This is a genomic window from Streptomyces sp. NPDC101776, assembly GCF_044766845.1.
In the GTDB taxonomy this organism is placed as follows: Bacteria; Actinomycetota; Actinomycetes; order Streptomycetales; family Streptomycetaceae; genus Streptomyces.
Map to the genome: position 1 here is coordinate 1168712 of NZ_JBIWMV010000002.1, position 26529 is coordinate 1195240.

The following is a 26529-nucleotide window of genomic DNA, read 5'->3' on the forward strand; positions in this document are numbered from 1 at the left end:
CGCGGGTGGTGAGTGAGAGGGTGCGGGCCGTGCGTGAGGGGGCGCCGACCTACCACACCTGGATGCGCTTCTTCACGCCCACACCCGCCCACCACCGCCTCGGCCTCGCCTGCCTCGGCGTCGGCCTCCAGTACGGCGCCCTGCCCACCGTCGGCCCCCGCACCCTCGACCACCACGTCGCCGTCGTGATCAGCGCGGGCGGCGGCTGGTACCTGACCCCCGACGGCCGCCGTACGACCGTCACCGCGCCCGCGCTGTTGTGGCTCACCCCCGGAGTGCCGCACCACTACGCGCCCGACCCCGGCGCCGGCTGGGACGAGGGGTTCGTCGACTTCACCGGGCCCGCGACGACGACGTACACCGAACTCGGCTACATCGAGCCGGAACGGCCCGTGGTGGCCCTCTCGGACGCGGCGGGACCCCGCGCGGTCATCGGGCGCATGGCCCGCGCCGCACGCCGCGGCAACCCCCTCCTGGAGGTGGAGACCGGCGCGGCCGTCCACGAACTCCTCGTCGCCCTGCGCCGCGCCCGCGCCGACCTCGCCCCCGACGGCGACCCGGTCCTCCAGGCCCTCGCCCGCGACGCCTGTCTGCCGCTCACCGTCGCCGACCACGCGACCCGGCACGGCATGACCCCCGCCGCACTGCGCGCCGCCGTCCGCCGGGGCGCCGGATGCAGCCCCAAGGACTACCTCCTCGGCATCCGCCTGGGCCGCGCCAAGGAACTCCTCGCCGCCACCGAACTCCCGGTCGCCGCCGTCGCCCGCCGCGTCGGCTACGACGACCCCGCCTACTTCTCCCGTCTGTTCACCCGCCGCGTCGGCACGGCCCCCGTCCGCTTCCGCGCCCAGCAGGGCCGCACCGTCCCCGGCGGCTGGAGCTACCAGGTCCCCGATCCGGCCGATCCGCCGAGGATCGAGTGGCCGCACGCCACGGAGGACGACCGGTGATCGAGACAGGCCGGATGATCGAGGTGCCGCGCGCCACGTAGGGTGGTCGCCCATGACCACCAGCACCAAGGGAACCGGTGACGTCGACCCCGCCGTGCGCGAGGAGCTCGCCCGGCTGCGCGACAGCATCGACAACATCGACGCCGCCGTCGTCCACATGCTCGCCGAACGCTTCAAGGCCACCCAGCAGGTCGGTGTCCTCAAGGCCACCCACCAACTGCCGCCCGCCGACCCGGCCCGCGAGGCCCGCCAGATCGAGCGGCTGCGCGCCCTGGCCGAAAGCGCCAAGCTGGACCCGGCGTTCGCCGAGAAGTTCCTGAACTTCATCATCGGCGAGGTCATCCGGCACCACGAGCGCATCGCGGAGGACGCCGTCAACGGCGGTTCGCCCATGGCGAATTGACACCGCGGGTTCCGTTCGGGAGGTGACAACGGGGGTACACGGGGCCATGCTTCGCTGTGCACTCCTTGTCAGCCGACGGGCACGCCCCGTCAACGCCTGCGCCATAAGCTGGTTGTCCCACGCGGGAGGGACGTCGGGTCATGCCGTCGGATGCCAAGATCCTCATCGTCGACGACCATGAGGACACGCTGTACGCGCTGGAGAGCGCCCTGGCCCCGCTGGGCCGTCCGCTCGCCCGCGCCACCAGCGGCGACAAGGCGCTCAAGCAGGTGCTCCGCGGCCAGGTCGGCCTCCTCCTGCTCGACGTGCGCATGCCCGGCGTCAGCGGCCTCGACGTCGTCCGCTACCTGCGCCGCCTGGAACAGACCCAGCACATCCCCGTCCTCCTCCTCACCGGCTTCGGCGCCGACCTCGAACTGACCGCCGCCGCCTTCGCGTTGGGCGTCGCCGACCTCGTCCTGAAACCCGTCGACCCCTGGATCCTGCGCACCAAGGTCCGCTACCTCTACGACGCCCACCAGCGCCACCGGGCCCTCGAACAGGAGGTCCGCGAACTCCGCGCCCTCCTCAAGGACCCGCCCGGCCCCCGCCCGGCCCTGTCCCACCCGGGCGCGCACGTGCCCTATCAGCGGGACGCCCAGAACACCGCGCCCGCACCGGACCGCACATAAGCCGCGTACCGGACCGCCCCTGTGCCATGTCGGTGCCATCAGGCAGCATGTCCACCATGTCCGTACTGACGCGCGACGAAGCGCAGACCCGTGCCAGGCTCCTCGACGTCCACCGCTACACGATCGAACTCGATCTGACGACGGGCGAAGACACCTTCGACTCCCGCACCGTCATCCGGTTCAGCGCTCGTGCCGACGCGGACACCTTCGTCGAACTCAAGCCCGCCGAGCTGCGCTCCGTCACCCTCGACGGCCACCCCCTCGACCCCGAGCACCTGGTCGAGAACCGGCTCCCGCTGCCCGGCCTCACCGCCGGCGAGCACGAACTGCGCGTCGACGCGAGCATGCGCTACTCCCGCACCGGCGAGGGCATGCACCGCTTCACGGACCCCACCGACGGCGAGACCTACCTCTACACCCAGCTCTTCATGGACGACGTCCAGCGCGTCTTCCCCGCCTTCGACCAGCCCGACCTCAAGGCCGTCTTCGACCTCACCGTGACGGCCCCCGAAGGCTGGACCGTCCTCGCCAACGGCATCACCGAACACCTCGGCGAAGGCCGCTGGCAGGCCGCCACCACCCCGCTCATCTCCACCTACCTCGTCGCGGTCGCCGCCGGCCCCTGGCACTCGATCCGCACCGAACACCGCGGCCTGCCCTTCGGCATCCACTGCCGCCGCTCCCTGGCCCCCCACCTCGACGCGGACGCCGAGGAGATCCTCGACATCACCCGCCAGTGCTACGACCGCTACCACGAGAAGTTCGAGGAGCCCTACCCCTTCGACTCCTACGACCAGGCCTTCGTCCCCGAGTTCAACGCGGGCGCCATGGAGAACCCCGGACTCGTCACCTTCCGCGACGAGTTCGTCTACCGCTCCGCCGTCACCGACACCGAGCGGCAGACCCGCGGCATGGTCATCGCCCACGAGATGGCCCACATGTGGTTCGGCGACCTCGTCACCCTCCAGTGGTGGGACGACATCTGGCTGAACGAGTCCTTCGCCGAGTACATGGGCTACCAGACCCTCACCGAGGCCACCCGCTTCACCGACACCTGGACCGACTTCGGCGTCGTCCGCAAGGCCTGGGGCTACGACGCCGACCAGCGCCCCTCCACCCACCCCGTGGCCCCCGAGAACGTCGACGACACCGCCTCCGCCCTCCTCAACTTCGACGGCATCTCGTACGCCAAGGGCGCCTCCGCACTACGGCAGTTGGTGGCCTGGCTCGGCGAGAAGGACTTCCTCGCCGGCATCAACACCCACTTCGCCCGCCACAAGTTCGCCAACGCCACCCTCGCCGACTTCATCGACTCCCTCGCCTCCGGCACCGAACGGGACGTCAACGCCTGGGCGGACGCGTGGCTGCGCACGACGGGTGTCGACACCCTCACGCCCGAGGTCGAAGCCGGTGACGGCCACTGGAGCTACTCCGTCCAGCACGAGGGCAGCCTCGGAGTCTGGCTCAAGCGTGACCCCTCCCAGGACCACGACGGACTCACCCACCTCAACTCCCTCGTACCGTCCGGCGGCACCCGCCCGCACCGCATCACCATCGGCCTCTACGACCGTGACCTGCACGACGCGAGCCGCCTGATCCTCCGCGGCCGCATCGAGGAGGACCTCGCCGCCACTGCCGAGACCCGCCTCACCAGCACCTCGGGCCCCCGCCCCGCCCTCGTCCTCCTCAACGACGGCGACTACACCTACGCCAAGATCCGCTTCGACGCCGAGTCCCTCGAAACGGTCCGCACCAGCCTCTCCGGCCTCCCCGAACCCCTCACCCGCGCGGTCGTCTGGAACGCCCTGCGCGACACGGTCCGGGACGGTCAACTCCCCGCCTCCGCCTACCTGGACGCCGCCCGCGCCCACCTCCTGCACGAGACGGACCTCGCCCTCGTCCAGGGCGTCCTCGCCTTCGCCTCCACCCAGGTCGCCGACCGCTACCTCACCCCCGAGGACCGCCCGGCCGCGCTCGCCACCCTCACCGCCCTGTGCCGCGACCTCATCCGCCGCACCGAGGACGGCTCCGACCCCGGCCTGCGCCTCATCGCCGTACGCCACTTCATCGACGTCGCCGCGCACCCCGACACCATCGCCGCCTGGCTCGCCGAAGGCATCGTCCCCGGCGGCCCGGAACTCGACCCCGAGCTGCGCTGGCGCGTCCTGGCCCGCCTCGCCGTCCTCGGCGCCACCGACGAGCGCGCGATCGCCGCCGAGCTGGCACGCGACCCGTCCGCCACCGGCCAGGAAGGCGCGGCCCGCTGCCGAGCCGCACTCCCCGACCCCGAGGCCAAGCGCACGGCCTGGGACGCGATGTTCGCCGGCGACGACCTCTCCAACTACCTCTTCACCGCCACCGCCCAGGGCTTCTGGCAACCCGAACAGGCCGACCTGGTACGGGAGTACGTGCCCCGCTACTACCCGGACGCGGTGGCCCTCGCCACCCGGCGCGGCCCCGCCATCGCCGACGCCGCCGGCCGCTGGGCCTTCCCCGCGCACGCCGTCGACCCCGAAACCCTCCGCCTCGGCGAGGAATGCCTCCGCGACGCCGAACTCACCCCCTCCCTGCGTCGCAAGCTCGCCGACCAACTCGACGACCTGGCACGGGCGTTGAGGGTGCGGAAGGCATAGCACCCGGGCACTGCGGGCTGATCGTCCTTCCTGGGCTCCACGACCGAGGACGATCGGCCCCCAGCAACACTTTCGGGTTCTGATCGTTGTTCTTCCCGGGCGCGCCGACTCATCCAGGTACAAGCTGGAACCCCCCTTGCCCCGCGCCCCGGAGGACAGCCCATGAGCAACGCGCCCCTCGCCTCAGGCGCCGAAGGCCCGGACGCCCTACGGCCGTTGCTCGACACCGTCCTCGACGCCCTCGGCACCGGACGCCGCGCACGCGGCGGGCCCTTCCCGGCCGGTGGCCCCGACGCGGTCGCCGCCCGGATGCGGGACGCCGTGGGGGACGTACTCCCGGACGAAGGCGATCCGACCGCCCTGCGCACCCTCGTGCACGCCCTCGCGGAAGGCGCCGCCGACCCCGCCGACCCGCTGTGCGCGGCACACCTGCACTGCCCGCCGCTCGCCGTCGCCACCGCCGCCGACCTCGCCGTCAGCGCGCTGAACCCGTCCCTGGACTCCTGGGACCAGGCCCCCGCCGCCTCCGCGCTCGAAGCCCTCGTCACCCGCACCCTCGCCCACGCGATCGGCCTCGCCGACGCCCTCGTCACCACCGGCGGCACCGAGGCCAACCAACTCGCCCTGCTGCTCGCCCGCGAAGCCCACAACGGCAGCGTGCAGTTGGTGTGCGGCTCCAACGCCCACCACTCCCTGCCCCGCGCGGCCTGGCTCCTCGGACTGCCCGACCCCGTCGTCGTCCCCACGCCCGCAGGCACCCTCGACCCCGCCGCCCTCGACAAGGCCCTCACCGCACTGCCCGGCCCGCGCGGCTCCGTCCTGGTCGCCGCCACCGCCGGCACCACCGACGCCGGACTCATCGACCCGCTCCCCGAGATCGCCGGCCTGTGCGCCGCCCACGGCGCCCGCCTCCACATCGACGCCGCCTACGGCGGAGGCCTCGTCTTCAGCGACCGCCACCGCGACAAACTCGCCGGCCTCGACCGCGCCCACACCGTCACCCTCGACCTGCACAAACTCGGCTGGCAGCCCGTGGCCGCCGGCCTTCTCGCCGTACGCCACCCCCGCGACCTCGCCGCCCTCACCCAGCGCGCCGACTACCTCAACGCCGACGACGACACCGAAGCGGGCCTGCCCGACCTCCTCGGCCGCTCGATGCGCACCACCCGCCGCCCCGACGTCCTCAAGCTCGCCGTCACCCTGAAAACCCTCGGCCGCACCGGACTCGGCACCCTCGTCGACCAAGTCTGCGCCCGCGCACGGGAGTTCGCCGCGCTCGTCCGCGACCACCCCGGCTTCGAGCTCTACGGCGCACCCGTCATCAGCACGGTCCTGTTCCGGCCCGCCCAAGCCGCCGACGACGCGGTGGCCGCCGTACGCCGCCAACTCCTCACCGAGGGACGGGCCGTGCTCGGCCGGGCCGCATTCGACGGCCGGCTCTGGCTCAAGGTCACCCTCCTCAACCCCCACACCCGGCCCGACGACCTGGCCGCCCTCCTGAAACTGGTGGAAGGAAACACCCCCCGATGAGCCACCCCCCGACGGGTCACCCCCAGACCCCCAACCCCCCACACCACGAACCCGATCCACCCCGCGACCTGGTCGGCATCGGCATCGGCCCCTTCAACCTCTCGCTCGCCGCCCTCGCCCACCCGCTCGCCGAACTCGACACCGTCTTCTACGAACAGCGCCCCGGCTTCGACTGGCACCCGGGCCTGCTCATCGACGGCGCCACCGTCCAAGTCCCCTTCCTGGCCGACCTGGTGACCCTCGCCGACCCTGTCAGCCCCTGGTCCTTCCTCAACTACCTCAAGGCCCGGGACCGGCTCTTCCCCTTCTACTTCGCCGAGCGCTTCCACATCCAGCGCGCCGAGTACGACGCCTACTGCCGCTGGGTCGCGGACAGCCTCCCCGGACTCCACTTCGGCCACCAGGTCGACGCCGTCCGCTTCAATCCCGAACGTGACGTCTTCGAGGTCGACTTCACCCAGCTCGACGGCGACGGAGAGGCCGAGGCCCTCGGCCGGACCTACACCAAGAACATCGTCCTCGGCGTCGGCACCGCCCCCTACGTCCCCGACCCGCTCAAGCCCCTCGTCGAAGCCCCCGGCGTCCCCGTCATCCACGCCGCCGACTACCTGGCCCACCGCGAAACGTTTCTCGCCGCCGGACACATCACCGTCATCGGCTCGGGACAGACCGGCGCCGAGGTCTTCCTCGACCTGCTCCGCCACCGCCCCGCGGGACACGAGAAACTCCACTGGATCGGCCGCAGCGAGGCCTTCGCCCCCATGGAGTACTCCAAGCTCGGCCTGGAGCACTTCACCCCCGACTACACCCGCTACTTCCACGCCCTCGCCGAACCCGTCCGCGACCGCCTCGTCGGCTCGCAGTGGCAACTCCACAAGGGCATCGACGCCGACACCATCGCGGCCATCCACGACGAGCTCTACCGCCGTACCCTGCACGGCGGTTGGCCCGACGCCGTGCTCACCCCCGGCGTCCGGGTCCGCACCGCGGGCCGCATCGCGACCACCAAGGTCGAGCTCCACCTGGAACACCTCCAGCAGAACACCCGCTCCCGGCTCACCACCGACGCCGTCGTCCTCGCCACCGGCTACCGCGAACGCCCCCTCGGCCGCATCCTCGCCGGACTCGACCCCTATCTGCGCCGCGACAGCGCCGAACGCCCGCGCGTCGACGACCAGTTCAGACTCGTCCTCGACCCCTCCGTCACCGGCGCCGGCTGCCAGGTCTACGTCCAGAACGCCGAACTCCACACCCACGGCGTCGGCGCCCCCGACCTCGGCCTCGCCGCCTGGCGCAGCGCCACCATCCTCAACTCCCTGACGGGGAAGGAGCCTTACCCCCTCCCCGGCCGTACGGCCTTCACCACCTTCGGCCTCGACCCCCAGGCCCAGATCCCCCAGGCCCGGCAGGCCGTCCGCACCCTCACCCCACTCGTCGAAGGACGCTAGACAGAGGCAGGGGCCCGGCGGTGACCAGAACCCGCCGGACCCCTCAGAACACCGGACCCCTCAGAACACCGGACGCCTTAGAAGACCGGCGCCCCGTTCCGCGTCAACTTCCAGTCCACCGAAGCGAAGTCCGCCGGGTTCAGCACACCCTTCGCGGTCACCCACTCCGCGATCCGCGTCCGGATCTCCGTCGACTCCGCCCACACCTCGGTCGCCGAGGCCACATGCGGGAACGCGCCGCCGCCGTTCGCCCGGTAGTTGTTCACCGCGAGCACGAACTGCTGCGCGTCGTCCAGCGCCGCACCGTTGTACGTCAGGTTCCTGATCCGCGAACCGGCCGCCTGCGCGATGTCGATGTCGTACGAGAAGCCCGACACGTAGTCGTAGTTGTAGTCCGGGCGGCCGTTCGCGTTCGTCAGCTTCTCCGTGTCGACGACCGCGTCCGCCGCCGTCTGCACGAAGTACTCCGCCGAGTACTCCAGATACGCCCGCACCTGAGTGCCCGTCAGCAACTTCGCGACCAGCGTGTTGTCGTACACGTACAGACCCGACAGATCCCGGATCGTCACCTCGCCCGCCGGGATCTCCGAGGTCCGCGAGAACGGCGACGCTTGCGCGATCACCGGCAGCGACGCGTACGCCGTCCCCACCAACGCCGCCTTCACCACGTCTTCTTGGACCTTGGTGATCAGGTCGATGATCGGCGCGTCCTTGTACCGCGCGTCCACCGTCGTCAGCGTCGCCGTCGCCGTACCGACCACCTGGTTGACGTACTCCACGACCAGCGCGTGCTCGTCCTTCAGCAAGCGCGTGATCTTCGGGTCGTCCGCGACCGTCTTCGCGTCCCGCAGCGAGGCCGCCACCGACTCGACGGTCCAACGGCCCTTCTCGAAGACCAACTCGAAGTCGAACACGCTCAACCGCTCGGCGTAGCACAGCGGTTCGGACAGTACGACCGTCTTCCCCGTCGCCGTGTTCGTGACCTTCAACTCGGGGATCTCCACGTGCGCGTGGCCGACGAGGATCGCGTCGATCCCGGGCACCTGCTGCGCGACGAGCGCCGCCGAGTTCTCCACGTACGGCAACTGGTCACCGTACGACGACGTCCCCGACGACCCCGAGTGCGCCGACACCACGACGACGTCCGCACCCATCGACCGCAGCTTCGGCACCCACTTCGCCGCCTGCTCCTCAAGGCCCGGGAACGTCAACTTCCCCTGCACATACGCCTTGTCCCAGATCGCGATCCCCGGGTTCGTCAGCCCCAGCACCGCCACCTTCACCGGCGGAGCGCCCGGCACCTGGAACTTCTTGATGAAGTACGGCGGGAACGCGGGCTTCAGCGTCTTCGCGTCCAGCGCGTTCGCCCCGAGGAGCGGGAAACGGCACTGGTCCTCGAACTTCCGCAACGTCTCGATGCCGTAGTTGAACTCGTGGTTGCCCAGCGCCGCGGCGTCGTACCCGATCGCGTTCATCGCCTGCGCCATCGGGTGCACCGGCCCGCCCTTGGCGGTGATCGGGTCCACCTTCGCGAAGTAGTACGTCAGCGGGGTGCCCTGGATCGTGTCGCCCGCGTCCAGCAGCAGCGTGTTGCGCCGGCCCTTCTCCTGGCGGATCTGGTTCACCAGGGTCGACACCCGAGCCAGACCCATCGCGTTGCCCTTGGCGTCCGAGTACTCCGCGTCCTTGAAGTAGTCCCAGTTGAAGACATGCCCGTGCAGGTCGGTCGTGCCCAGCACCGTCAGCGAGTACCGCTTCGGGTGCCTGCCCGGCTTCTTCCTCTCTGCGGCCTGCGCCGCCGGAGCCGCCGCCGCACCGGCCAGCGCGACCCCCGCACCCGTCACGGCGGACTTCTTCAGGAACTTCCGGCGGTTCAAGGGCATGTCTGGATCTCCTCGGGAAACGGTCAACAACGCGCGTAGATTCTTACTCGCTTCTTACTGGCCGCGACAGGTCCCGCAGGTTTCGATCTGATGACCACCAGGCGCCACAACTGACAGAGTGGGACGTATGACCACCCCCACCCCGGACGACCCCCGACCCCACGTCCCCTACGGCACCCCCGACGCCCCCCGCATCGCCGTCCGCGGCGAGGCCCGCCTCGAAGTCGACCCCGAGATCGCCCGCATCGGCATCACCGTCGCCGCCCGCGGCACCGACCGCCGCACCGCCCTCGACGACCTCACCCGCCGCAACGCCGCCGTCCTCGACCTGGTCAAGAGCTACGGCGAAGCCGTCGAACGCCTGGAGACCGGCGGCTTCTCCATCACCCCCGAACTCACCAAGCACGGCCGGGGCGAACGCGTCCACCGCTACCACGGCAGAGTCAACGTCACCGCCGAACTGGCCGACTTCACCGCCCTCGGCGAACTCACCACCCGCCTCGCCGACCTCGAACTCACCCGCGTCGACGGCCCCTGGTGGGCCCTGCGCCCTGACTCGCCCGTCCACCGCCAGGCCCGCCAACAGGCCGTGCACGAAGCCGTCCAACGTGCCCGCGAATACGCCGAAGCACTCGGCACCACCCTCGCCGCCCTCGTCGAACTCGCCGACATCGGCGCCGAGAACGCCCAGACCTACGCGGCACCCGCGGGCCGTATGCGCTCCCGAGCCCTCATGGGCGGAGCCGCCGAGGACACCGCCGCCGCGCCCCTCGACCTCGAACCCGAACGGCAACAGGTCTACGCCCAGGTCAACGCGCGCTTCACGATGGCACCACCGCGCCTATGAACCGAGCCTTTGATTCGACCATTCCCACGCTCATTGGAGCACCTCGCCGCACATTCAAGCCTTGTCAATAAGCCTTCACCCAAAGGTTGTTGAGTAGTCATGCACGGCCAATTCCCTACCCATCGGTAAGGTCTAGGCTCAAACCATGCGCCGAGCAAAAATCGTCTGTACGTTGGGCCCCGCGACCGACTCGTACGACCAGATCAAAGCCCTGGTCGAAGCCGGAATGGACGTAGCCCGCTTCAACCTCAGCCACGGCACCCACGCCGAGCACGAGGAGCGCTTCCAGCGCGTCCGTAAGGCCTCCGAGGAGACCGGCCGCAGCGTCGGAATGCTCGCCGACCTTCAAGGCCCGAAGATCCGACTCGGCCGATTCACCGAAGGCCCCGTACTCCTTGAACGCGGAGACACCTTCACCATCACCGTCGAAGAAGGCGCCGAAGGCGACCGCCAGTCCTGCGGCACGACCTACGCCGGCCTCGCCGCGGACGTCACCCCCGGCGAGCGCGTCCTCGTCGACGACGGCAAGGTCTGCCTCGAAGTCACCTCCGTCGACGGCCCCCGCGTCCACACCAAGGTCGTCGAGGGCGGCATGGTCTCCGACCACAAGGGCCTCAACCTCCCCGGCGTCGCCGTCTCCGTCCCCGCCCTCTCCGACAAGGACGAGGTCGACCTCCGCTGGGCCCTGCGCTCCGGCTTCGACGTCATCGCCCTCTCCTTCGTCCGCAGCGGGAAGGACATCGACGACGTCCACCGCATCATGGACGAGGAGGGCCACCGCCTGCCCGTCATCGCCAAGGTGGAGAAACCCCAGGCCGTCGAGGCCATCGACGACATCGTGGCCGCCTTCGACGGCATCATGGTCGCCCGCGGCGACCTCGGCGTCGAGATGCCCCTCGAACAGGTCCCGATCGTCCAGAAGCGCGCGATCAAACTGGCCAAGCGCAACGCCAAGCCGGTCATCGTCGCCACCCAGATGCTCGACTCGATGATCGAGAACTCCCGCCCGACCAGGGCGGAAGCGAGCGATGTGGCGAACGCCGTCATCGACGGCACGGACGCGGTGATGCTGTCGGGCGAGACCAGCGTCGGCAACTACCCCATCGCGACCGTCACCACGATGGCCCGCATCGTCGAGGCCGCCGAGGAGGACATCCTCGCCAAGGGCCTGCCCCCACTGACCGAACGCAACAAGCCCCGCACCCAGGGCGGCGCGGTGGCCCGGGCCGCCGCCGAGATGGGCGACTTCCTCGGCGCGAAGTTCCTGGTGGCCTTCACCCAATCCGGCGACACGGTACGGCGGTTGTCCCGCTACAGGTCGCCCATCCCCGTGATGGCCTTCACCCCCGACCCGGCCACCCGCGCCCAACTCACCCTCACCTGGGGCGTGGAGACCATCCTCGGCCCACATGTCGACTCCACCGACGCGATGGTCGACCAGGTCGACGAACTCCTCCTCAAGCACGGCCGCTGCCAGAAGGGCGACATCGTCGTCATCACGGCGGGCTCGCCCCCCGGAGTCGCCGGCTCCACCAACCTCGTCCGCGTCCACCACGTCGGTGAGGACGACAGCCCCAAGTAGCGCCTACGGACACGAGAAGAGCGACGGCGAGGCGAAGGTCGCCGTCGCGGATGAAATTCGCCGGCTTTCGACGCCGATGAATTCCCTTCACGTTATGGCGGATGCGCCCGTGATAACCCCGGTTCACTCACATCTCGGAGAACCCGGGCGGCAGTTGGAACTCCTCAGCGAATTCACGGGCCGTGAGACCGGAGTTGAGCATCGGTAGGCCTACACGGGTGTCCATGAGGGCGACTGACGCCTTGCGGGCAACGGAGATGTTGTAGGCGTTCGCCTGCTTCCGACTGACGCCGACCTCGTTCGCGTGTGCTGGCAGCAGAAAGCGGAGGTTCACGCGAACGTGAACCTCCGCCTTAAAGCGCGTCCTTCGAATCGAAGGAAAAGTGCCCCGAGTCGGATTCGAACCGACGCTTGATGGGTTTTGAATCCATTGTCTCTACCGCTGGACTACCGGGGCTTCCCCTAAAACCAAGGTCAGCGGTCTCCCGCTGTGCCCCCACCTTATCGCAGCTAGGTAGGCTCTTGCTCAGCACTACCCCCGTGCCCTGAACGAGGAGCCCCCGTGACCGCCCCCGAGTCGCCCCAGCCCGTAGACGCGCCCGACGACGACAAGTCGCACGTGCCTCCGCTGACGACCCGTGTCGTCATCGCCGAGGACGAGGCCCTGATTCGGCTCGATCTCAAAGAGATGCTCGAAGAAGAGGGGTACACCGTCGTCGGTGAGGCCGGCGACGGTGAGCAGGCCGTCGAGCTGGCCCGTGAGCACAAGCCCGACCTGGTGATCCTCGACGTGAAGATGCCCAAGCTGGACGGTATCTCCGCCGCCGAGAAGATCGCCGAGGAGGGCATCGCTCCCGTACTGATGCTCACCGCCTTCTCGCAGCGCGACCTCGTCGAGCGGGCCAGGGACGCCGGTGCGATGGCGTACCTGGTGAAGCCCTTCAGTAAGAGTGACGTCGTGCCCGCGATCGAGATGGCCGTCTCACGCTTCACCGAGCTCAAGCAGCTTGAGCAGGAGGTCGCCGACCTCACGCTGCGGCTGGAGACCCGCAAGCTGGTCGACCGTGCGAAGTCGATCCTGCAGACCGAGTACGGACTGTCCGAGCCGGCCGCGTTCCGGTGGATCCAGAAGACGTCGATGGACCGCCGGATGTCCATGCAGCAGGTCGCCGAGGCGGTCATCCAGGACGCCGACGAGAAGAAGTCCGCGAAGGGCTGACACCCGAGACGGTGACTACGACGAGGCCCGCGCCCCCGAAGCTGGGGGCGCGGGCCTCGTCGTGGCGAAGGGCGAAGGAGAACTCAGTCCTCGCCGAGGTACGCCTTGCGTACCGATTCGTCGTGCAGCAGGTCCTCGCCCGTGCCGGAGAGGACGATGTTGCCGACCTCCATGACATGGCCCTGGTCGGCGAGGGAGAGCGCCGCTTGGGCGTTCTGCTCGACGAGGAGGATCGTCGTGCCCGACGCCTTGAGCTCCACGATCGTCGCCAGGATCTTCTGCATCATGATCGGGGAGAGGCCCATGGACGGCTCGTCCAGCATCAGCAGTTTCGGCTGGGACATGAGCGCGCGGCCCATCGCCAGCATCTGCTGCTCGCCGCCGGAGAGGGTTCCCGCGGCCTGCTTCTGACGTTCCCCGAGGATGGGGAAGAGGTCGTAGGCGCGCTGGATGTCCTTTTCGATGCCTTCCTTGTCCTTGCGGAGGAAGGCGCCGAGCTGGAGGTTCTCCGCGATGGTGAGGCGGGGGAAGATGTGCCGGCCCTCGGGGGAGTGGGCCAGGCCGAGGGCGACGATCTTGTGGGCGGGGACGCTGTTGAGCGGCTTGCCGTCGAAGGTGATCTTGCCGCCGGAGGGCTGGAGCAGGCCCGAGAGGGTGCGCAGGGTCGTCGTCTTGCCGGCGCCGTTGGTGCCGATGAGGGTGACGACCTGGCCGGCCTCGACGCTGAAGGAGATGCCCTTGACGGCTTCGATCTTGCCGTAGGAGACCCTGAGGTCCTCGACCTCTAGCAGTGCGGTCACTGGGCTTCTCCCTTGGCGCTGGTGGTGCTCTCCGCTTCCGTCGCGGGCTGGGTGTCCTCGGGCGTGGCCTCGAACGGTTCGCCGAGATAGGCGGCCACCACGCGTTCGTCGGCCTGGACGACGTCGGAGGTGCCTTCGACGAGTTTCTCGCCCTGGACGAGGACGGCGACGCGGTCGCAGAGATTGAAGATGAAGCGCATGTCGTGCTCGATGACGAGGACGGCGATGCCCTTGTCGCGGATGGCGAAGACCAACTCTTCGGTGGCGCGCGTCTCTTGGGGGTTCATGCCGGCCGTCGGCTCGTCCAGGAGGAGCAGGCCCGGCTCGGACGCGAGGGCGCGTGCGATCTCCAGCTTGCGCTGTTCGCCGTAGGGGAGGTTCCTGGAGAGGTGGTCGCGCTTGTGGGCGAGGCCGATGAACTCCAGGAGTTCCATGGCGCGTTCCTCGCTCGCCTTTTCGGCCTTCTTGAAGCCGGGGCCGCGCAGGAGGGCCGACCAGAGGCCTTCCTTGGTGCGGGTGTGGCGGCCGACGAGGACGTTTTCCAGGACCGTCATGTTGGCGAACAGGCGGATGTTCTGGAAGGTGCGGGCGATGCCGGCCTTGGTGACCAGGTGGGGCTTCGGCGGAAGGACCGTGCCCTTGTAGGAGACCGTGCCCTCGGTGGGGACGTAGAGGCCGGTGAGGCAGTTGAAGAAGGTGGTCTTGCCGGCGCCGTTGGGGCCGATGAGGCCTACGATCTCGCCGGCGTTGACGGTGAAGTCGACGGAGCGGACGGCGGTGAGGCCGCCGAAGCGCATCGTGACGTCACGGGCTTCGAGTACGGGTGTCGTCATGGCTCTCTACGCCCCTGCCTTGGTGATGGCCGGTTCGTCGGTCAGGGTCGTGGTGTCCGGTACGTCGAGCTGGCCGGTCTCGTGGAATTCGAGCTGGCGTCGGCGGTTGGGGATGATTCCCTCGGGGCGGAAGCGCATCAGGAGGATGAGCGCGATGCCGAAGGCGAGGAGCGACTTGTCCTGGAGGGCGACGAGCTTCTCCGGGAGCAGGTACAGCAGGGCGGCGCCGAGGAAGGGTCCGGAGACGGTGCCCATGCCGCCGAGGACGACGGCCGCCAGGAGGAACGCGGAGTTGGGCGGGGCCGCTCCGGCGAACTGGTACGGGTTGGGCACCACGCTGTAGGTGACGTGGGCGCTGACCGTGCCGGCGAGGCCTGCGAGGGTGGCGCCGAGGGCGAAGGCGACGAGCTTGACGCGGAAGCCGTTGATGCCCATGGCGGTCGCGGCGGTCTCGTCCTCGCGGATGGCGATCCAGGAGCGGCCGATGCGGGAGTCCGAGGCGCGGCGGTAGATCGTGACGACGAGGGCGCTGATCAGGACCATGAGCAGGTAGTAGTTGGCGAACCGGCCGATGGTGAATCCGGCGAAGTCGTGACTCTGGCCGAAGTCGAAGCCGAAGAACGACAGGTCGGGGATGGACGGGATGCCGTTGGGGCCGTTGGTGATGTCGGGGCCGGAGACGCCGTCCATGTTGTTGACGGCGATGCGGAAGATCTCTCCGAAGCCGAGGGTCACGATGGCGAGGTAGTCGCCGCGCAGGCGCAGGGTGGGGGCGCCGATGAGGACGCCGAAGACCAGGCTGGCGGCGGCGCCGGTGAGGGCGGCGGCCCAGAAGGGGAACTGGACGCCGGAGAACTTGGAGAACTCGGAGCCGGAGACCAGGGCGGCGGTGTAGGCGCCGACGCCGAGGAAGGCGACGTAGCCGAGGTCGAGGAGTCCGGCGAGGCCGACGACGATGTTGAGGCCGAGGGCGACGGTGCCGAAGATCAGGATGTTGACGCCGAGGTTGGCGTAGTGGTCGTTGGTCTGCGTGAGGGGGAAGGCGATCGCGGCGACGAAGCCCATGGCGAGGGCGAAGCTGCGGTTGGTGGCCGTGAGGTGGCTGAACCGGTCGAAGAGGCCGGCGCTGTGCAGGGCCCAGGCGGTGAAGACGACCACGATGAGGAAGCCGACGAAGAGTTCCTCCTCCGCGTCGATGCCGTAGGCGAAGACGGTGAGGCCCAGGGCGGCGACGACGGTGATGGCCAGTCGCTGGATCCAGGGTGCGGTCGGCTGGGGGGCCGGGATGCTGTCGGCCTTGCGGATGTACGCCTTGAGCGCTTCCTTGGTGTTGTCGGTGGCGTCCTGCGGGAGGGCGAGGGCGCCGATGACGGGAAGCAGGGAGGCGACGGCGGCGATGTAGGTGCCGGGTTCCCAGTTGGCGATGCCGCCGAGTTCGGCGGCGATCGAGATCACCGTGTACCAGGTGACGGCGAAGCCGGCGAGGGCGATGAGCACGACGGGTGCGTTGTTGCGGGCGGGCATGAGCCAGCGGAGGCCGCGGACGCCGTAGGTGGCGAGGGCGAACACCGCGGTGATGACGCCCGCGACGAGGGTGAGGATCTGGAGGCCGGCGGGGCTGCCGTTGTAGGTGAGGTCGCCCGGGAAATCGGAGGTCCAGGTCCAGCGCAGTGCGGTGGAGGCGGCGGTGGCGATGCCTCCGACGAGCAGGAGGGCGCGGGCGGCCGCGAGGGGCAGCGGGATGAGGCCGCGCTGTGTCGCGGGGGCGGCGACCGGCGTTTCGGGGGTTTCGTTCGTCTCGGTCATGTGATCACGCCCTGTCCGCGACGCGTTCGCCGAGCAGGCCCTGTGGCCTGAACAGCAGTACGAGGATGAGGAGACAGAAGGCCCAGACGTTGGCCCAGCTGGAGCCGCCGAGCTGTTCCATGCCGGGGATCTTGCTGATGTAGGCGGAGGCGAGGGTCTCGGCGACGCCGAGGACGACTCCGCCGAGCATGGCGCCGTAGATGTTGCCGATGCCGCCCATGACGGCCGCGGTGAAGGCCTTGAGGCCCATCAGGAAGCCCATGCGGTAGTCGATGTTCCCGTACTTCAGGCCGTAGGAGACGGCTGCCACCGCGGCGAAGAAGCCGCCGATCGCGAACGCTATGACGATGATGCGGTTGGTGTCGATGCCCATGAGCTGCGCGGTGTCCGGGTCCTGCGCGGTGGCCTGCATCGCGCGGCCGGTGCGGCTCTTGCGGACGAACCAGGCGAGGCCGGACATGCAGACGATGGCGGCGATGACCAGGAAGATGTCGGCGTCGGAGATCGTGACGGAGCCGATGTCGTGGTTGCCGTCGAGGCTGGGGAAGGAGCGGGCCTTGTCGGCGCCCGGGTAGAAGTTCCGGACGAGTTCCTGCAGTGACAGGGAGAGACCGATGGCGGTGATGAGGGGCGCCAGCCGTGGTGCTTGCCGCAGGGGGCGGTAGGCGAATCGTTCGGCCCCTACCGCGACGACGACGGAGACGATTCCGCCGCCGATCAGCATGAGTGGTACGGCGACCACCATCGAGGTGCCGTCCGGCAGGATGTAGGCGTAGACCGTGAGGGCGCCGAAGGCGCCGGTCATGAAGATCTCGCCGTGCGCGAAGTTGATGAGCTGGACGATGCCGTACACCATCGTGTAGCCGATGGCGATCAGCCCGTACATCGAGCCTAGAAGCAGCCCGTTGGCCAGCTGCTGCGGCAGGGTGTTCACCGCATGGCCTCCATGTCGCTGGTGGTCGTGTGCACAGATCGCGTGCCTGGGGGTGGGGGGTGTGACAACGGGCCGCGCGGTCGGGATCCTCCTTCCGCGCGGCCCGTGGTGCGGTGGTGCTGTGGTGCTGGGCTGAGATCAGCTGCCGTTGAAGGTGCCGGTCTTCACGGCCTTCCAGGCGCCGTTGGTGACCTGGTAGACGGTGAGCTGCTTGTTCGTGGTGTCGCCGTACTCGTCGAAGGCGACCTTGCCGGAGATGCCTTCGAAGTCCGACTTCTGTACGGCGTCGACGACCTTGGAGCGGAGGTCGTTGCCGGAGGGCAGCTTGTCGCCGTTGCCGTCCTTGACCGCCTTCACGGCCTTGATGATGGCCGTGGCGGCGTCGTAGGCGTAGGCGCCGTAGGCGCCGTAGTCACCCTTGTAGCCCTTGGCCTTGTAGGTCGCGATGAACGCCTTGGCGGCGGGCAGGGTGTCGGCGGGGACGCCGACGGAGGTGGCGAGGTCGCCCTCGGCGGACTTGCCGGCGGTCTCGATGTAGGTGGTGGCGAACATGCCGTCACCGCCGAACAGCGGGATGTTGACGCCGGCGCCCTTGAGCTGCTTGGTGATCTTCTCCGACTCGTCGTACTGGCCACCGTAGTAGAGCAGGTCGGCACCGGAGGTCTTGATCTTGGTGACGAGGGTGCTGAAGTCGGTGTCGCCGGTGTTGACGTGGTCGGTGCCCGCGATGGAGCCACCGAGCTTCTTGAAGGCGCTGTTGAAGATCCCGGCCAGGCCGGCACCGTAGGTCTGCTTGTCGTCGACGACGAAGGCCTTCTTCTTCTTGAGGCCGTTGTACGCGTAGTCGGCGGCGAAGGCACCCTGGAGGGCGTCCGTGGTGGCCGTGCGGAAGTACGTCTTGTACGGCCGCGTCTTGGTGGTCGCCCAGTCCTTGCCCTGGGTCAGGGCGGGGTTGGTGTTCGACGGGGAGATCTCGACCATGTTGGCCGAGGCGAACACCTGCTGCATCGACTGGGCGACGCCGGAGTTCAGCGGGCCGACGGCGCCGACAACGTTGCTGTCGCCGGTGAAGGCGGTGGCGTTGGACTGGCCGGTGGCGGGCTGGGCCTTGTCGTCCAGGGCCTTGATCTTGAACTTGACGCCGGGGACCCAGTTGTTCTTGTTGGCGTCGTCGATCGCGATCTGGACGCCGTACTGGATGCCGAGACCGGTGGTGGAGTTCTCACCGGACAGCGGGGCGTCGACACCGATGGTCAGGGTGGTCGACCCGCTGTCGCTCTTGCTGTCGCTGTCCCGGGAGCCGCAGGCGGTGAGGGTCAGAGCTCCGGTCGTGAGAACGGAGGTCAGTATCACCAAAGAACGCTGTCGCACAATCAGTCCTTTCCGCAGACACCGTCGCTCCGGTCTGGAGCGGCAAGGTGCTGCGCTGGTACCCAACTCCCGATGGAGCGGTGACTGGCCGTGACTCTAAGCCCGGTCTGTGGGCATGGGCATCGTCGTGCGCTGGCTTGTGACTTTCTTGTTATGACGTGCAGGTTGGCGGGGATCGTGGAGGGTGGGTCTCGGCCGGTTTGGCGGAATTCAGCCGCGGTCCACATTTTGAGAACCTGCACTTCCGCTTGGCCGTGGGCCTGGCCTGGCGTTTGTCGTGCCGCAGGCCCTGTGGAGGAGCTGGGAAAGGTCCTTGGAGTAGGCGCTGCCGAAGATGAAACTGTGGCTTTGTATTGCGCGCGTGTTACGCAGCGTTACGTCCAGAAAGGCGAGGTCCGCATTCAGGGGCAGTCCCGAACAGTCGGAAACCGATATCTCCACGGTCACGCGGCGGGTCGTCCCGGCGCGGACGGTGAAGGACGGGTCGGGGACGGCCTGGGCGATGAGCCCGTCGAAGGCGGCGCCGATCACCCGTACGGCGACGGGCGGCCCGCTGTCCACGGTGACGGCGAAGCGGAAGAAGCCGGTCGTGGTGGGGGTGTCGGTGGTCTGGGCGAGCCCCGTGTAGCGCCATTCGGTGATGTTCGCGGGCCAGGGCACGGGTGGCGCCGGGTCGGCCTGCGGGCGGGGTGGCAGGAGGACGACTCCGACGGCCACGACGGCGACCGTGCCCGCCGCGAGCACGGCCCTGCGGGTTCGCGGCGGGAGGGTGTGCCAACGGTCCGTCGGGCGGGGCGAGTCACCCCCGATGACTTCGTAACTCCCGTTCGCCTCCGATGAGTCGACGGATTCGACGGGCCCGATACCGCTCATGCCGGCAGCCTCATGGGGAAACGGTAGGGGAGCGGACGGGGGTGCGGAAGACGGGGTCAAGATCCGCCGGTTCGGGGCGGGTTCGGGACGGGGGCAGGACGGGTTCTGGGTGCGCGGGTGGTCCGGTCGGTGGGCGGGTCGTGGCGTGCGGGAGGTCCGGTTGGTGGTTGGGTTGCGGCGCGTGCGGGTGGTCCGGTCGGCGGTTGGGTCGCGGCGCGTGCGTGGCCGGTGGGTGGTCGGGTCGTGGCGTGCGGGTGGACCGGTGGGCGGTCGGGTTGCGGCGCGTGCGGGTGGTCCGGTGGGCGGTTGGGTTGCGGCGCGTGCGGGTGGTCGGGTTGCGGCGCGTGCGTGGGCCGGTGGGCGGTCAGGTCGCGGAGTGTGTGTGGGCCGGTCGACGGTCCGCCCGTGGTGTGTGCGTGGACGCGTCCGGGACCGCTCGGCCGGGTGTGCGGTCCCGCCCGGGGCGGCCCGGGCCGGGCGCGGGGATTCAGCTCGCGGCGCCCGCGGGGATCCCGTCGCCCGGCTTCACGTCCCGCAGCAGGCAGGTCAGCCGCGCGGAGCACACCCGCCGCCCGTCCTCGTCACTGATCACGATCTCGTACGTCGCCGTCGAGCGGCCCCGGTGCACGGGGGTGGCGACGCCGGTCACGAGGCCGGAGCGGGCCCCGCGGTGGTGGGTGCAGTTCAGGTCCACGCCGACGGCGATCTTCGTGCTGCCGCCGTGCAGCATCGCCCCCAGCGAGCCGAGGGTCTCCGCCAGGACGGCGGACGCGCCCCCGTGCAGCAGCCCGTACGGCTGGGTGTTCCCCTCCACCGGCATCGTGCCGACGACCCGCTCGGCGGACGCCTCGACGATCTCCACGCCCATCCGGGTGCCGAGGTGCCCCGCCGAGAAGAGGGCGACCAGGTCGATGCCGAGCGCCGAGTACTCGTCGATGACGTCCTGCGGGAACTTCCCGTGCTGCTGCTCGCCCATGGGGCCGACTCCGTTCGTCCTGCGCCTGACCGGCGGACCTGACTGACGGCTGAGCAAACGCTCAGTCGGTCGCCGATTGTTCCAGACGTACGACGACGGACTTGCTGGCCGGGGTGTTGCTGGTGTCCGCGGTGGCGTCCAGGGGGACCAGGACGTTGGTCTCGGGGTAGTAGGCGGCGGCGCAGCCCCGCGCGGTCGGATAGTGCACGACCCGGAAACCGGGCGCCCGCCGCTCCACCCCGTCCTTCCACTCGCCGACCAGATCGACGTACGACCCGTCGGCGATGCCGAGCCGGGCGGCGTCGTCGGGGTGGACCATGACGACCCGGCGGCCGTTCTTGATGCCCCGGTAGCGGTCGTCGAGGCCGTAGATCGTGGTGTTGTACTGGTCGTGCGAGCGCAGCGTCTGCAACAGCAGGCGGCCTTCCGGCAGTTCGGGATATTCGACGGGCGCGGCGGTGAAGTTGGCCTTGCCGGTGGCGGTCGGGAAGCGGCGTTCGTCGCGCGGGGCGTGCGGGAGCGCGAAGCCGCCGGGGTGGGCCACGCGCGCGTTGAAGTCCTGGAAGCCGGGGATCACGCGCGCGATGCGGTCGCGGATGGTGGCGTAGTCCTTCTCGAACTCCTCCCAGGGCGTGCGGGATTCGGCGCCGAGGACGCGGCGGGCGAGGCGGCACACGATGGCGGTCTCGGACAACAGGTGGGCGCTCGCGGGCTCCAGGCGGCCCCGTGAGGCGTGCACCATGCCCATGGAGTCCTCGACGGTGACGAACTGCTCGCCGCCGCCCTGGAGATCGCGCTCGGTGCGGCCCAGGGTGGGCAGGATGAGGGCACGCGCGCCCGTGACGGCGTGCGAGCGGTTGAGCTTCGTCGACACGTGCACGGTGAGGCTCGCGCGCCGCATGGCGGCCTCGGTGACCTCGGTGTCGGGGGAGGCGGACACGAAGTTGCCGCCCATCGCGAAGAACACCTTCGCGTCGCCGTCGCGCAGCGCGCGGATCGCGGCGACCACGTCGTAGCCGTGCTCGCGCGGCGGGGCGAAGCCGAACTCCTTCTCCAAGGCGTCCAGGAAGGCGGGTGCGGGGCGCTCGAAGATGCCCATGGTGCGGTCGCCCTGCACGTTGCTGTGGCCGCGCACCGGGCACACGCCCGCGCCCGGGCGGCCGATGTTGCCGCGCAGCAGAAGGAAGTTGACGACCTCGCGGATGGTCGGCACGGCGTGCTTGTGCTGGGTGAGGCCCATCGCCCAGCACACGATGGTGTGCTCGGAGGCGAGGGTCATCTCCAGGGCCTTCTCGATCTCCGGGCGGGTCAGCCCGGTGGCGAGGAGGGTCTCGTCCCAGTCGGCGTCCCGCGCGGCGGTCGCAAACTCCTCGTAGCCGTGGGTGTGTTCGTCGACGAACTCCTGGTCGACGGCGCCCTCCGTCTCCAGGATGAGCTTGTTGAGGAGACGGAAGAGAGCCTGGTCGCCGCCGATGCGGATCTGCAGGAACAGGTCGGTGAGGGCGGCGCCCTTGAGCATGCCCTGCGGGGTCTGCGGGTTCTTGAACTTCTCCAGGCCCGCCTCGGGCAGCGGATTGACGCTGATGATCTTCGCGCCGTTGGCCTTGGCCTTCTCCAGGGCGGAGAGCATGCGCGGGTGGTTGGTGCCCGGGTTCTGGCCGGCGACGACGATCAGGTCGGCCTGGTAGAGGTCCTCCAGCAGGACGCTGCCCTTGCCGATGCCGATCGTCTCGTTCAGCGCGGAACCCGACGACTCGTGGCACATGTTCGAGCAGTCCGGCAGGTTGTTGGTGCCCAGCTCCCGCGCGAACAACTGGTACAGGAACGCCGCCTCGTTGCTGGTCCGGCCCGAGGTGTAGAAAAGGGCCTCGTCCGGGGAGCCGAGGGCGGCGATCTCCTCCGCGACGATGTCGAAGGCACGCTCCCAGGTGACCTGTTCGTAGCGCTCGGCCCCTTCGGGGAGATACATGGGGTGCGTGAGACGCCCCTGCTGGCCCAGCCAGTACCCGCTGCGCGTCGCGAGATCGGCCACCGGGTGGGTCGCGAAGAACTCGGGGGGGACCCGGCGCAGGGTGGCCTCCTCGGCGACCGCCTTCGCGCCGTTCTCACAGAACTCCGCCGCGTGCCGGTGGTCCGGCTCCGGCCAGGCGCAGCCCGGGCAGTCGAAGCCGTCCTTCTGATTGACCCGCAGCAGCGTCAACGCGGTGCGCTTGACCCCCATCTGCTGCTGTGCGATGCGCAACGTGTGCCCGATCGCCGGAAGTCCGGCCGCGGCGTGCTTGGGCTCGGTGACCTGGGGCGCGTCCTGGACCGGATCACCCTTGGGCGGCTTCGTGGCCATCGCGGGCCCTCCTTCGCTGGCACATGTGTACTACTCCTCCGATCCTCGCACGCGGCAGTGACAACGCCGAGGTCGGTTCGTGGGCTCAATGCTTTCGGCCGGGTGCCGGGTGCCGGGTGCCGGGTGCCGGGTGCCGGGTGCCGGGTGCCGGGTGCCGGGGCGGGGTCGGGGTCGGGGGTGCGGGGCGGGAGTGCGGCGAGGTGGGGTGGGGTGTGGTTTGGGGCGGGGCGGGGTGGGCTTGTCCGGCTCCTCGTTGCGGCGGGGGTGGTACCGGTCGGTCCGATCCGGGGTGCGGCGGGCCGGGGAGTGTTCGTCCGGGTCTCCCGCCGCGACGGTGACCCCGCACGCGTGCGGGGCGCTCGGCGCGGCTACGGGGACCCGTTCGCACCCTCCCGCGGCCCCCGTTCATCGCGGCCAGGCCCTCCGACGCGGCGGCTGTGACTCCGACTGTCAGTGGGGCGTGGCAGGATCGGGGGCGTGGCAGAGACAGCATCGAAGAAGACCGACAAGACCTCCGGGAACACCTCCGGCGGCGACCGTCCACGGCTGATGCTGATGGACGGGCACTCGCTGGCCTACCGCGCGTTCTTCGCGCTGCCCGTGGAGAACTTCACGACCGCGACGGGCCAGCCGACGAACGCGATCTACGGCTTCGCGTCGATGCTGGCCAACACCCTGCGCGACGAGGCGCCCACACACTTCGCGGTGGCCTTCGACGTGTCCCGGAAGACCTGGCGCTCCGAGGAGTTCACCGAGTACAAGGCGAACCGCTCCAAGACCCCGGACGAGTTCAAGGGCCAGGTCGAGCTGATCGGCGAACTGCTCGACGCGATGCACGTGTCCCGGTTCGCGGTCGACGGCTTCGAGGCCGACGACGTCATCGCCACGCTCGCCACCCAGGCCGAGGCCGAGGGCTTCGACGTGCTGATCGTCACCGGCGACCGCGACTCCTTCCAGCTCGTGTCCGAGCACACGACCGTGCTCTACCCGACGAAGGGTGTCTCCGAGCTGACCCGGTTCACCCCGGAGAAGGTCGTCGAGAAGTACGGGTTGACGCCCGCCCAGTACCCCGACTTCGCGGCCCTGCGCGGCGACCCGTCCGACAACCTCCCGGGCATCCCCGGCGTCGGCGAGAAGACCGCCGCGAAGTGGATCAACCAGTTCGGTTCGTTCGCCGAGTTGGTCGAGCGCGTCGACGAGGTCAAGGGCAAGGCAGGGCAGAACCTCCGCGACCACCTGGACGCCGTCAAGCTCAACCGCCGGCTGACCGAGATGGTCAAGGACGTCGAACTCCCCAAGACGGTCGTGGACTTGGGCCGCGCTCCGTACGACCGCACGGCCGTCGCGATGGTTCTCGACACTCTGGAGATCCGCAACCCCTCGCTGCGCGAGCGACTGCTGGCCGTCGACCCGGGCGCCGAGGAGGCCGCCCCGACCCCGCCTGCCGAGAGCGGTGTGGCGGTCGACGGCTCGGTCCTCGGCACCGGTGAACTGACCGGCTGGCTGGCCGACTACGGCACCGAGCCCCTCGGTGTCGCCACCGTCGACACCTGGGCGCTCGGCTCCGGTTCGGTGACCGAGATCGCGCTCGCCACCGCCGGGGGAGCGGCCGCCTGGTTCGACCCCGCGGAGCTGGACGAGAGCGACGAGAACGCGTTCGCGGCCTGGCTGTCCGACGCCGACCGCCCCAAGGTGTTCCACAACGCCAAGGGTGCGATGCGGGTCTTCGCGGAGCACGGCTGGACGATCGCCGGCATCTCCATGGACACCGCGCTCGCCGCCTATCTGGTCAAGCCCGGCCGCCGCTCCTTCGACCTGGACGCGCTGTCCCTGGAGTACCTGGGCCGTGAACTGGCGCCCGCCGCCGCGGCCGACGGCCAGCTGGCCTTCGGTGCGGACGACGGCGCCGAGGCGGACGCCCTGATGGTGCAGGCCCGCGCGATCCTCGACCTGGGGGACGCCTTCGGGGAGCGCCTCCAGGAGGTCGGCGCGGCGGACCTGCTCCGGGACATGGAGCTGCCCACCTCGATCCTGCTGGCCCGCCTGGAGCGAGCCGGCATCGCGGCCGACAAGGCACACCTCGAAGCCATGGAGCAGATGTTTGCGGGCGCCGTGCAGCAGGCGGTGAAGGAGGCACACGCGGCGGCGGGGCACGAGTTCAACCTCGGCTCGCCCAAGCAGCTCCAGGAAGTCCTCTTCGGTGAACTCGGCCTGCCCAAGACGAAGAAGACGAAGACCGGTTACACGACCGACGCGGACGCGCTGGCCTGGCTGGCCAACCAGACCGAGAACGAACTGCCGGTCATCATGCTCCGCCACCGCGAACAGGCGAAGCTGCGCGTCACCGTAGAAGGCCTGATCAAGACGGTCGCGGCGGACGGCCGTATCCACACCACGTTCAACCAGACGGTCGCGGCGACAGGACGTCTGTCGTCCACGGACCCGAACCTGCAGAACATCCCGGTCCGCACCGACGAGGGCCGGGCGATCCGCCGCGGCTTCGTGGTGGGCGAGGGCTACGAGTCGCTGATGACCGCGGACTACAGCCAGATCGAACTCCGGGTGATGGCCCATCTCTCCGAGGACGAGGGCCTGTTGGAGGCGTTCAGCTCGGGCGAGGACCTGCACACCACGGTCGCTTCCCAGGTGTTCTCGGTCGAGGGTGCCGCGGTCGACGCGGAGATGCGCCGCAAGATCAAGGCGATGTCGTACGGCCTCGCCTACGGGCTGTCCGCGTTCGGTCTCTCCCAGCAGCTGAACATCGAGGCGGGCGAGGCGCGGGTCCTGATGGACACGTACTTCGAGCGCTTCGGCGGTGTACGGGACTATCTGCGCCGGGCGGTCGACGAGGCCCGGGCGACGGGCTACACGGCGACGCTCTTCGGCCGCCGCCGCTACCTCCCCGACCTCAACAGCGACAACCGCCAGCGCCGCGAGGCCGCCGAGCGCATGGCCCTGAACGCACCGATCCAGGGCACCGCGGCCGACATCGTCAAGATGGCCATGCTCAAGGTCGACACCGCCCTGCGCGAGGCCGACCTCAAGTCCCGCATGCTCCTCCAGGTCCACGACGAAATCGTCCTGGAGATCGCCCCCGGAGAACGAGCGGCCACGGAGAAACTGGTCCGCCACGAGATGGCCGGCGCGGTGCATCTCCGGGCGCCGCTGGACGTCTCGGTGGGGGTGGGGGCGGACTGGGAGTCGGCTGCCCACTAGTCCCTCCGGGGGTTGGGCGGAGGGGGAGTTGTGTGGTGGGCGGGGGTTTCTGCCGGGGTGGCGGAGCGCGGGGGAGCGTCACTGCGGGGGTGGGCGGCGGGATACTCCAGCGGGCTGAGCGGGCTGAGCGGGCTGAGCGGGCTGAGCGGGCTGAGCGGGCTGAGCGGGCTGAGCGGGCTGAGCGGGCTGAGCGGGCTGAGCGGGCTGAGCGGG

At 69.8% G+C, this 26529-nt stretch carries 20 protein-coding genes, 1 tRNA gene and 1 pseudogene; 10 read left to right on the forward strand and 12 right to left on the reverse strand.

The genetic code is table 11. The features are described 5' to 3' along the window. Window positions 1-62: 62 nt before the first annotated feature. The 6 genes from ACIRRY_RS11020 (at window position 63) to ACIRRY_RS11045 (ending at window position 7635) form a co-directional block, all read left to right on the forward strand. Complete coding sequence (locus tag ACIRRY_RS11020) at window positions 63-950, forward strand: helix-turn-helix domain-containing protein (RefSeq protein ID WP_403970893.1); 888 nt, start codon at window positions 63-65, stop codon at window positions 948-950. Window positions 951-1002: 52 nt separating this feature from the next. After that, complete coding sequence (locus tag ACIRRY_RS11025) at window positions 1003-1353, forward strand: chorismate mutase (RefSeq protein ID WP_403970590.1); 351 nt, start codon at window positions 1003-1005, stop codon at window positions 1351-1353. Between the two features lie 140 nt (window positions 1354-1493). Beyond that, on the forward strand, window positions 1494-2024 hold the full coding sequence (locus ACIRRY_RS11030) for a two-component system response regulator (RefSeq protein WP_403970593.1): 531 nt from the start codon (window positions 1494-1496) through the stop codon (window positions 2022-2024). 47 nt (window positions 2025-2071) lie between these two features. Continuing rightward, window positions 2072-4657 carry an aminopeptidase N gene (gene pepN / locus ACIRRY_RS11035; protein ID WP_403970597.1) on the forward strand — a complete coding sequence of 862 codons (2586 nt, stop codon included), beginning with the start codon at window positions 2072-2074 and terminating at the stop codon, window positions 4655-4657. 162 nt (window positions 4658-4819) lie between these two features. After that, window positions 4820-6187: a pyridoxal phosphate-dependent decarboxylase family protein gene (locus ACIRRY_RS11040; RefSeq protein ID WP_403970601.1), complete on the forward strand. Its 1368-nt coding sequence runs from the start codon at window positions 4820-4822 to the stop codon at window positions 6185-6187. After that, a complete protein-coding gene (locus ACIRRY_RS11045) occupies window positions 6184-7635 on the forward strand; it encodes a lysine N(6)-hydroxylase/L-ornithine N(5)-oxygenase family protein (protein ID WP_403970604.1) in 1452 nt (483 codons plus the stop codon). Before ACIRRY_RS11040 ends, ACIRRY_RS11045 begins: the two co-directional genes overlap by 4 nt. A gap of 77 nt (window positions 7636-7712) precedes the next feature. Here the strand turns inward: ACIRRY_RS11045 and ACIRRY_RS11050 are convergent, their stop codons facing one another. Continuing rightward, complete coding sequence (locus tag ACIRRY_RS11050; RefSeq protein WP_403970607.1) at window positions 7713-9518, reverse strand: bifunctional metallophosphatase/5'-nucleotidase; 1806 nt, start codon at window positions 9516-9518, stop codon at window positions 7713-7715. A 127-nt stretch (window positions 9519-9645) separates the two neighbouring features. On the opposite strand from ACIRRY_RS11050, the gene ACIRRY_RS11055 reads away from it, so the two are divergent. Both ACIRRY_RS11055 and pyk read left to right on the forward strand, forming a co-directional pair. Beyond that, window positions 9646-10365: an SIMPL domain-containing protein gene (locus ACIRRY_RS11055; protein WP_403970610.1), complete on the forward strand. Its 720-nt coding sequence runs from the start codon at window positions 9646-9648 to the stop codon at window positions 10363-10365. Between the two features lie 145 nt (window positions 10366-10510). Beyond that, window positions 10511-11947, forward strand: coding sequence for a pyruvate kinase (pyk, locus tag ACIRRY_RS11060; protein WP_403970612.1), 1437 nt, complete (start codon window positions 10511-10513; stop codon window positions 11945-11947). Between the two features lie 127 nt (window positions 11948-12074). On the opposite strand, the gene ACIRRY_RS11065 is transcribed toward pyk, so the two are convergent. Next, window positions 12075-12281 (reverse strand): hypothetical protein, encoded by a 207-nt coding sequence (locus ACIRRY_RS11065; RefSeq protein ID WP_403970614.1) that lies wholly within the window; start codon window positions 12279-12281, stop codon window positions 12075-12077. A gap of 50 nt (window positions 12282-12331) precedes the next feature. Beyond that, window positions 12332-12404 (reverse strand) — tRNA-Leu (locus ACIRRY_RS11070). Between the two features lie 105 nt (window positions 12405-12509). Here ACIRRY_RS11070 and ACIRRY_RS11075 point away from each other — a divergent pair. Beyond that, window positions 12510-13166: an ANTAR domain-containing response regulator gene (locus ACIRRY_RS11075; RefSeq protein WP_043675163.1), complete on the forward strand. Its 657-nt coding sequence runs from the start codon at window positions 12510-12512 to the stop codon at window positions 13164-13166. 83 nt (window positions 13167-13249) lie between these two features. Here ACIRRY_RS11075 and ACIRRY_RS11080 read toward each other — a convergent pair whose 3' ends face one another. The 8 genes from ACIRRY_RS11080 to ACIRRY_RS11115 form a co-directional block, all read right to left on the reverse strand. Further along, window positions 13250-13966, reverse strand: a complete 717-nt coding sequence (locus tag ACIRRY_RS11080; protein ID WP_327404825.1) for an ABC transporter ATP-binding protein — start codon at window positions 13964-13966, stop codon at window positions 13250-13252. Beyond that, window positions 13963-14799 carry an ABC transporter ATP-binding protein gene (locus ACIRRY_RS11085; RefSeq protein WP_403970617.1) on the reverse strand — a complete coding sequence of 279 codons (837 nt, stop codon included), beginning with the start codon at window positions 14797-14799 and terminating at the stop codon, window positions 13963-13965. Before ACIRRY_RS11085 ends, ACIRRY_RS11080 begins: the two co-directional genes overlap by 4 nt. Before the next feature lie 6 nt (window positions 14800-14805). Then, a complete protein-coding gene (locus ACIRRY_RS11090) occupies window positions 14806-16605 on the reverse strand; it encodes a branched-chain amino acid ABC transporter permease (RefSeq protein WP_403970619.1) in 1800 nt (599 codons plus the stop codon). 4 nt (window positions 16606-16609) lie between these two features. Then, window positions 16610-17539, reverse strand: coding sequence for a branched-chain amino acid ABC transporter permease (locus tag ACIRRY_RS11095; RefSeq protein ID WP_200690684.1), 930 nt, complete (start codon window positions 17537-17539; stop codon window positions 16610-16612). 138 nt (window positions 17540-17677) lie between these two features. Further along, window positions 17678-18895, reverse strand: a complete 1218-nt coding sequence (locus ACIRRY_RS11100) for a branched-chain amino acid ABC transporter substrate-binding protein (RefSeq protein ID WP_403970895.1) — start codon at window positions 18893-18895, stop codon at window positions 17678-17680. Between the two features lie 225 nt (window positions 18896-19120). Next, the gene (locus ACIRRY_RS11105) at window positions 19121-19783 is read right to left on the reverse strand and encodes a hypothetical protein (RefSeq protein WP_403970621.1); all 663 of its coding nucleotides are present in this window, start codon (window positions 19781-19783) and stop codon (window positions 19121-19123) included. A 487-nt stretch (window positions 19784-20270) separates the two neighbouring features. Continuing rightward, window positions 20271-20759, reverse strand: coding sequence for a PaaI family thioesterase (locus ACIRRY_RS11110; RefSeq protein WP_403970623.1), 489 nt, complete (start codon window positions 20757-20759; stop codon window positions 20271-20273). 61 nt (window positions 20760-20820) lie between these two features. Beyond that, window positions 20821-23100 carry an FdhF/YdeP family oxidoreductase gene (locus ACIRRY_RS11115; protein WP_403970626.1) on the reverse strand — a complete coding sequence of 760 codons (2280 nt, stop codon included), beginning with the start codon at window positions 23098-23100 and terminating at the stop codon, window positions 20821-20823. Between the two features lie 477 nt (window positions 23101-23577). Here ACIRRY_RS11115 and polA point away from each other — a divergent pair, with 477 nt between their 5' ends. Next, entirely contained in the window at window positions 23578-26316 is a 2739-nt protein-coding gene (polA, locus tag ACIRRY_RS11120) for a DNA polymerase I (protein WP_403970629.1), read from the forward strand. Here the strand turns inward: polA and ACIRRY_RS11125 are convergent. After that, window positions 26313-26529: pseudogene (locus ACIRRY_RS11125) on the reverse strand (hypothetical protein); the annotation flags it as partial. The gene polA and the pseudogene ACIRRY_RS11125 sit on opposite strands and share 4 nt — an antisense overlap.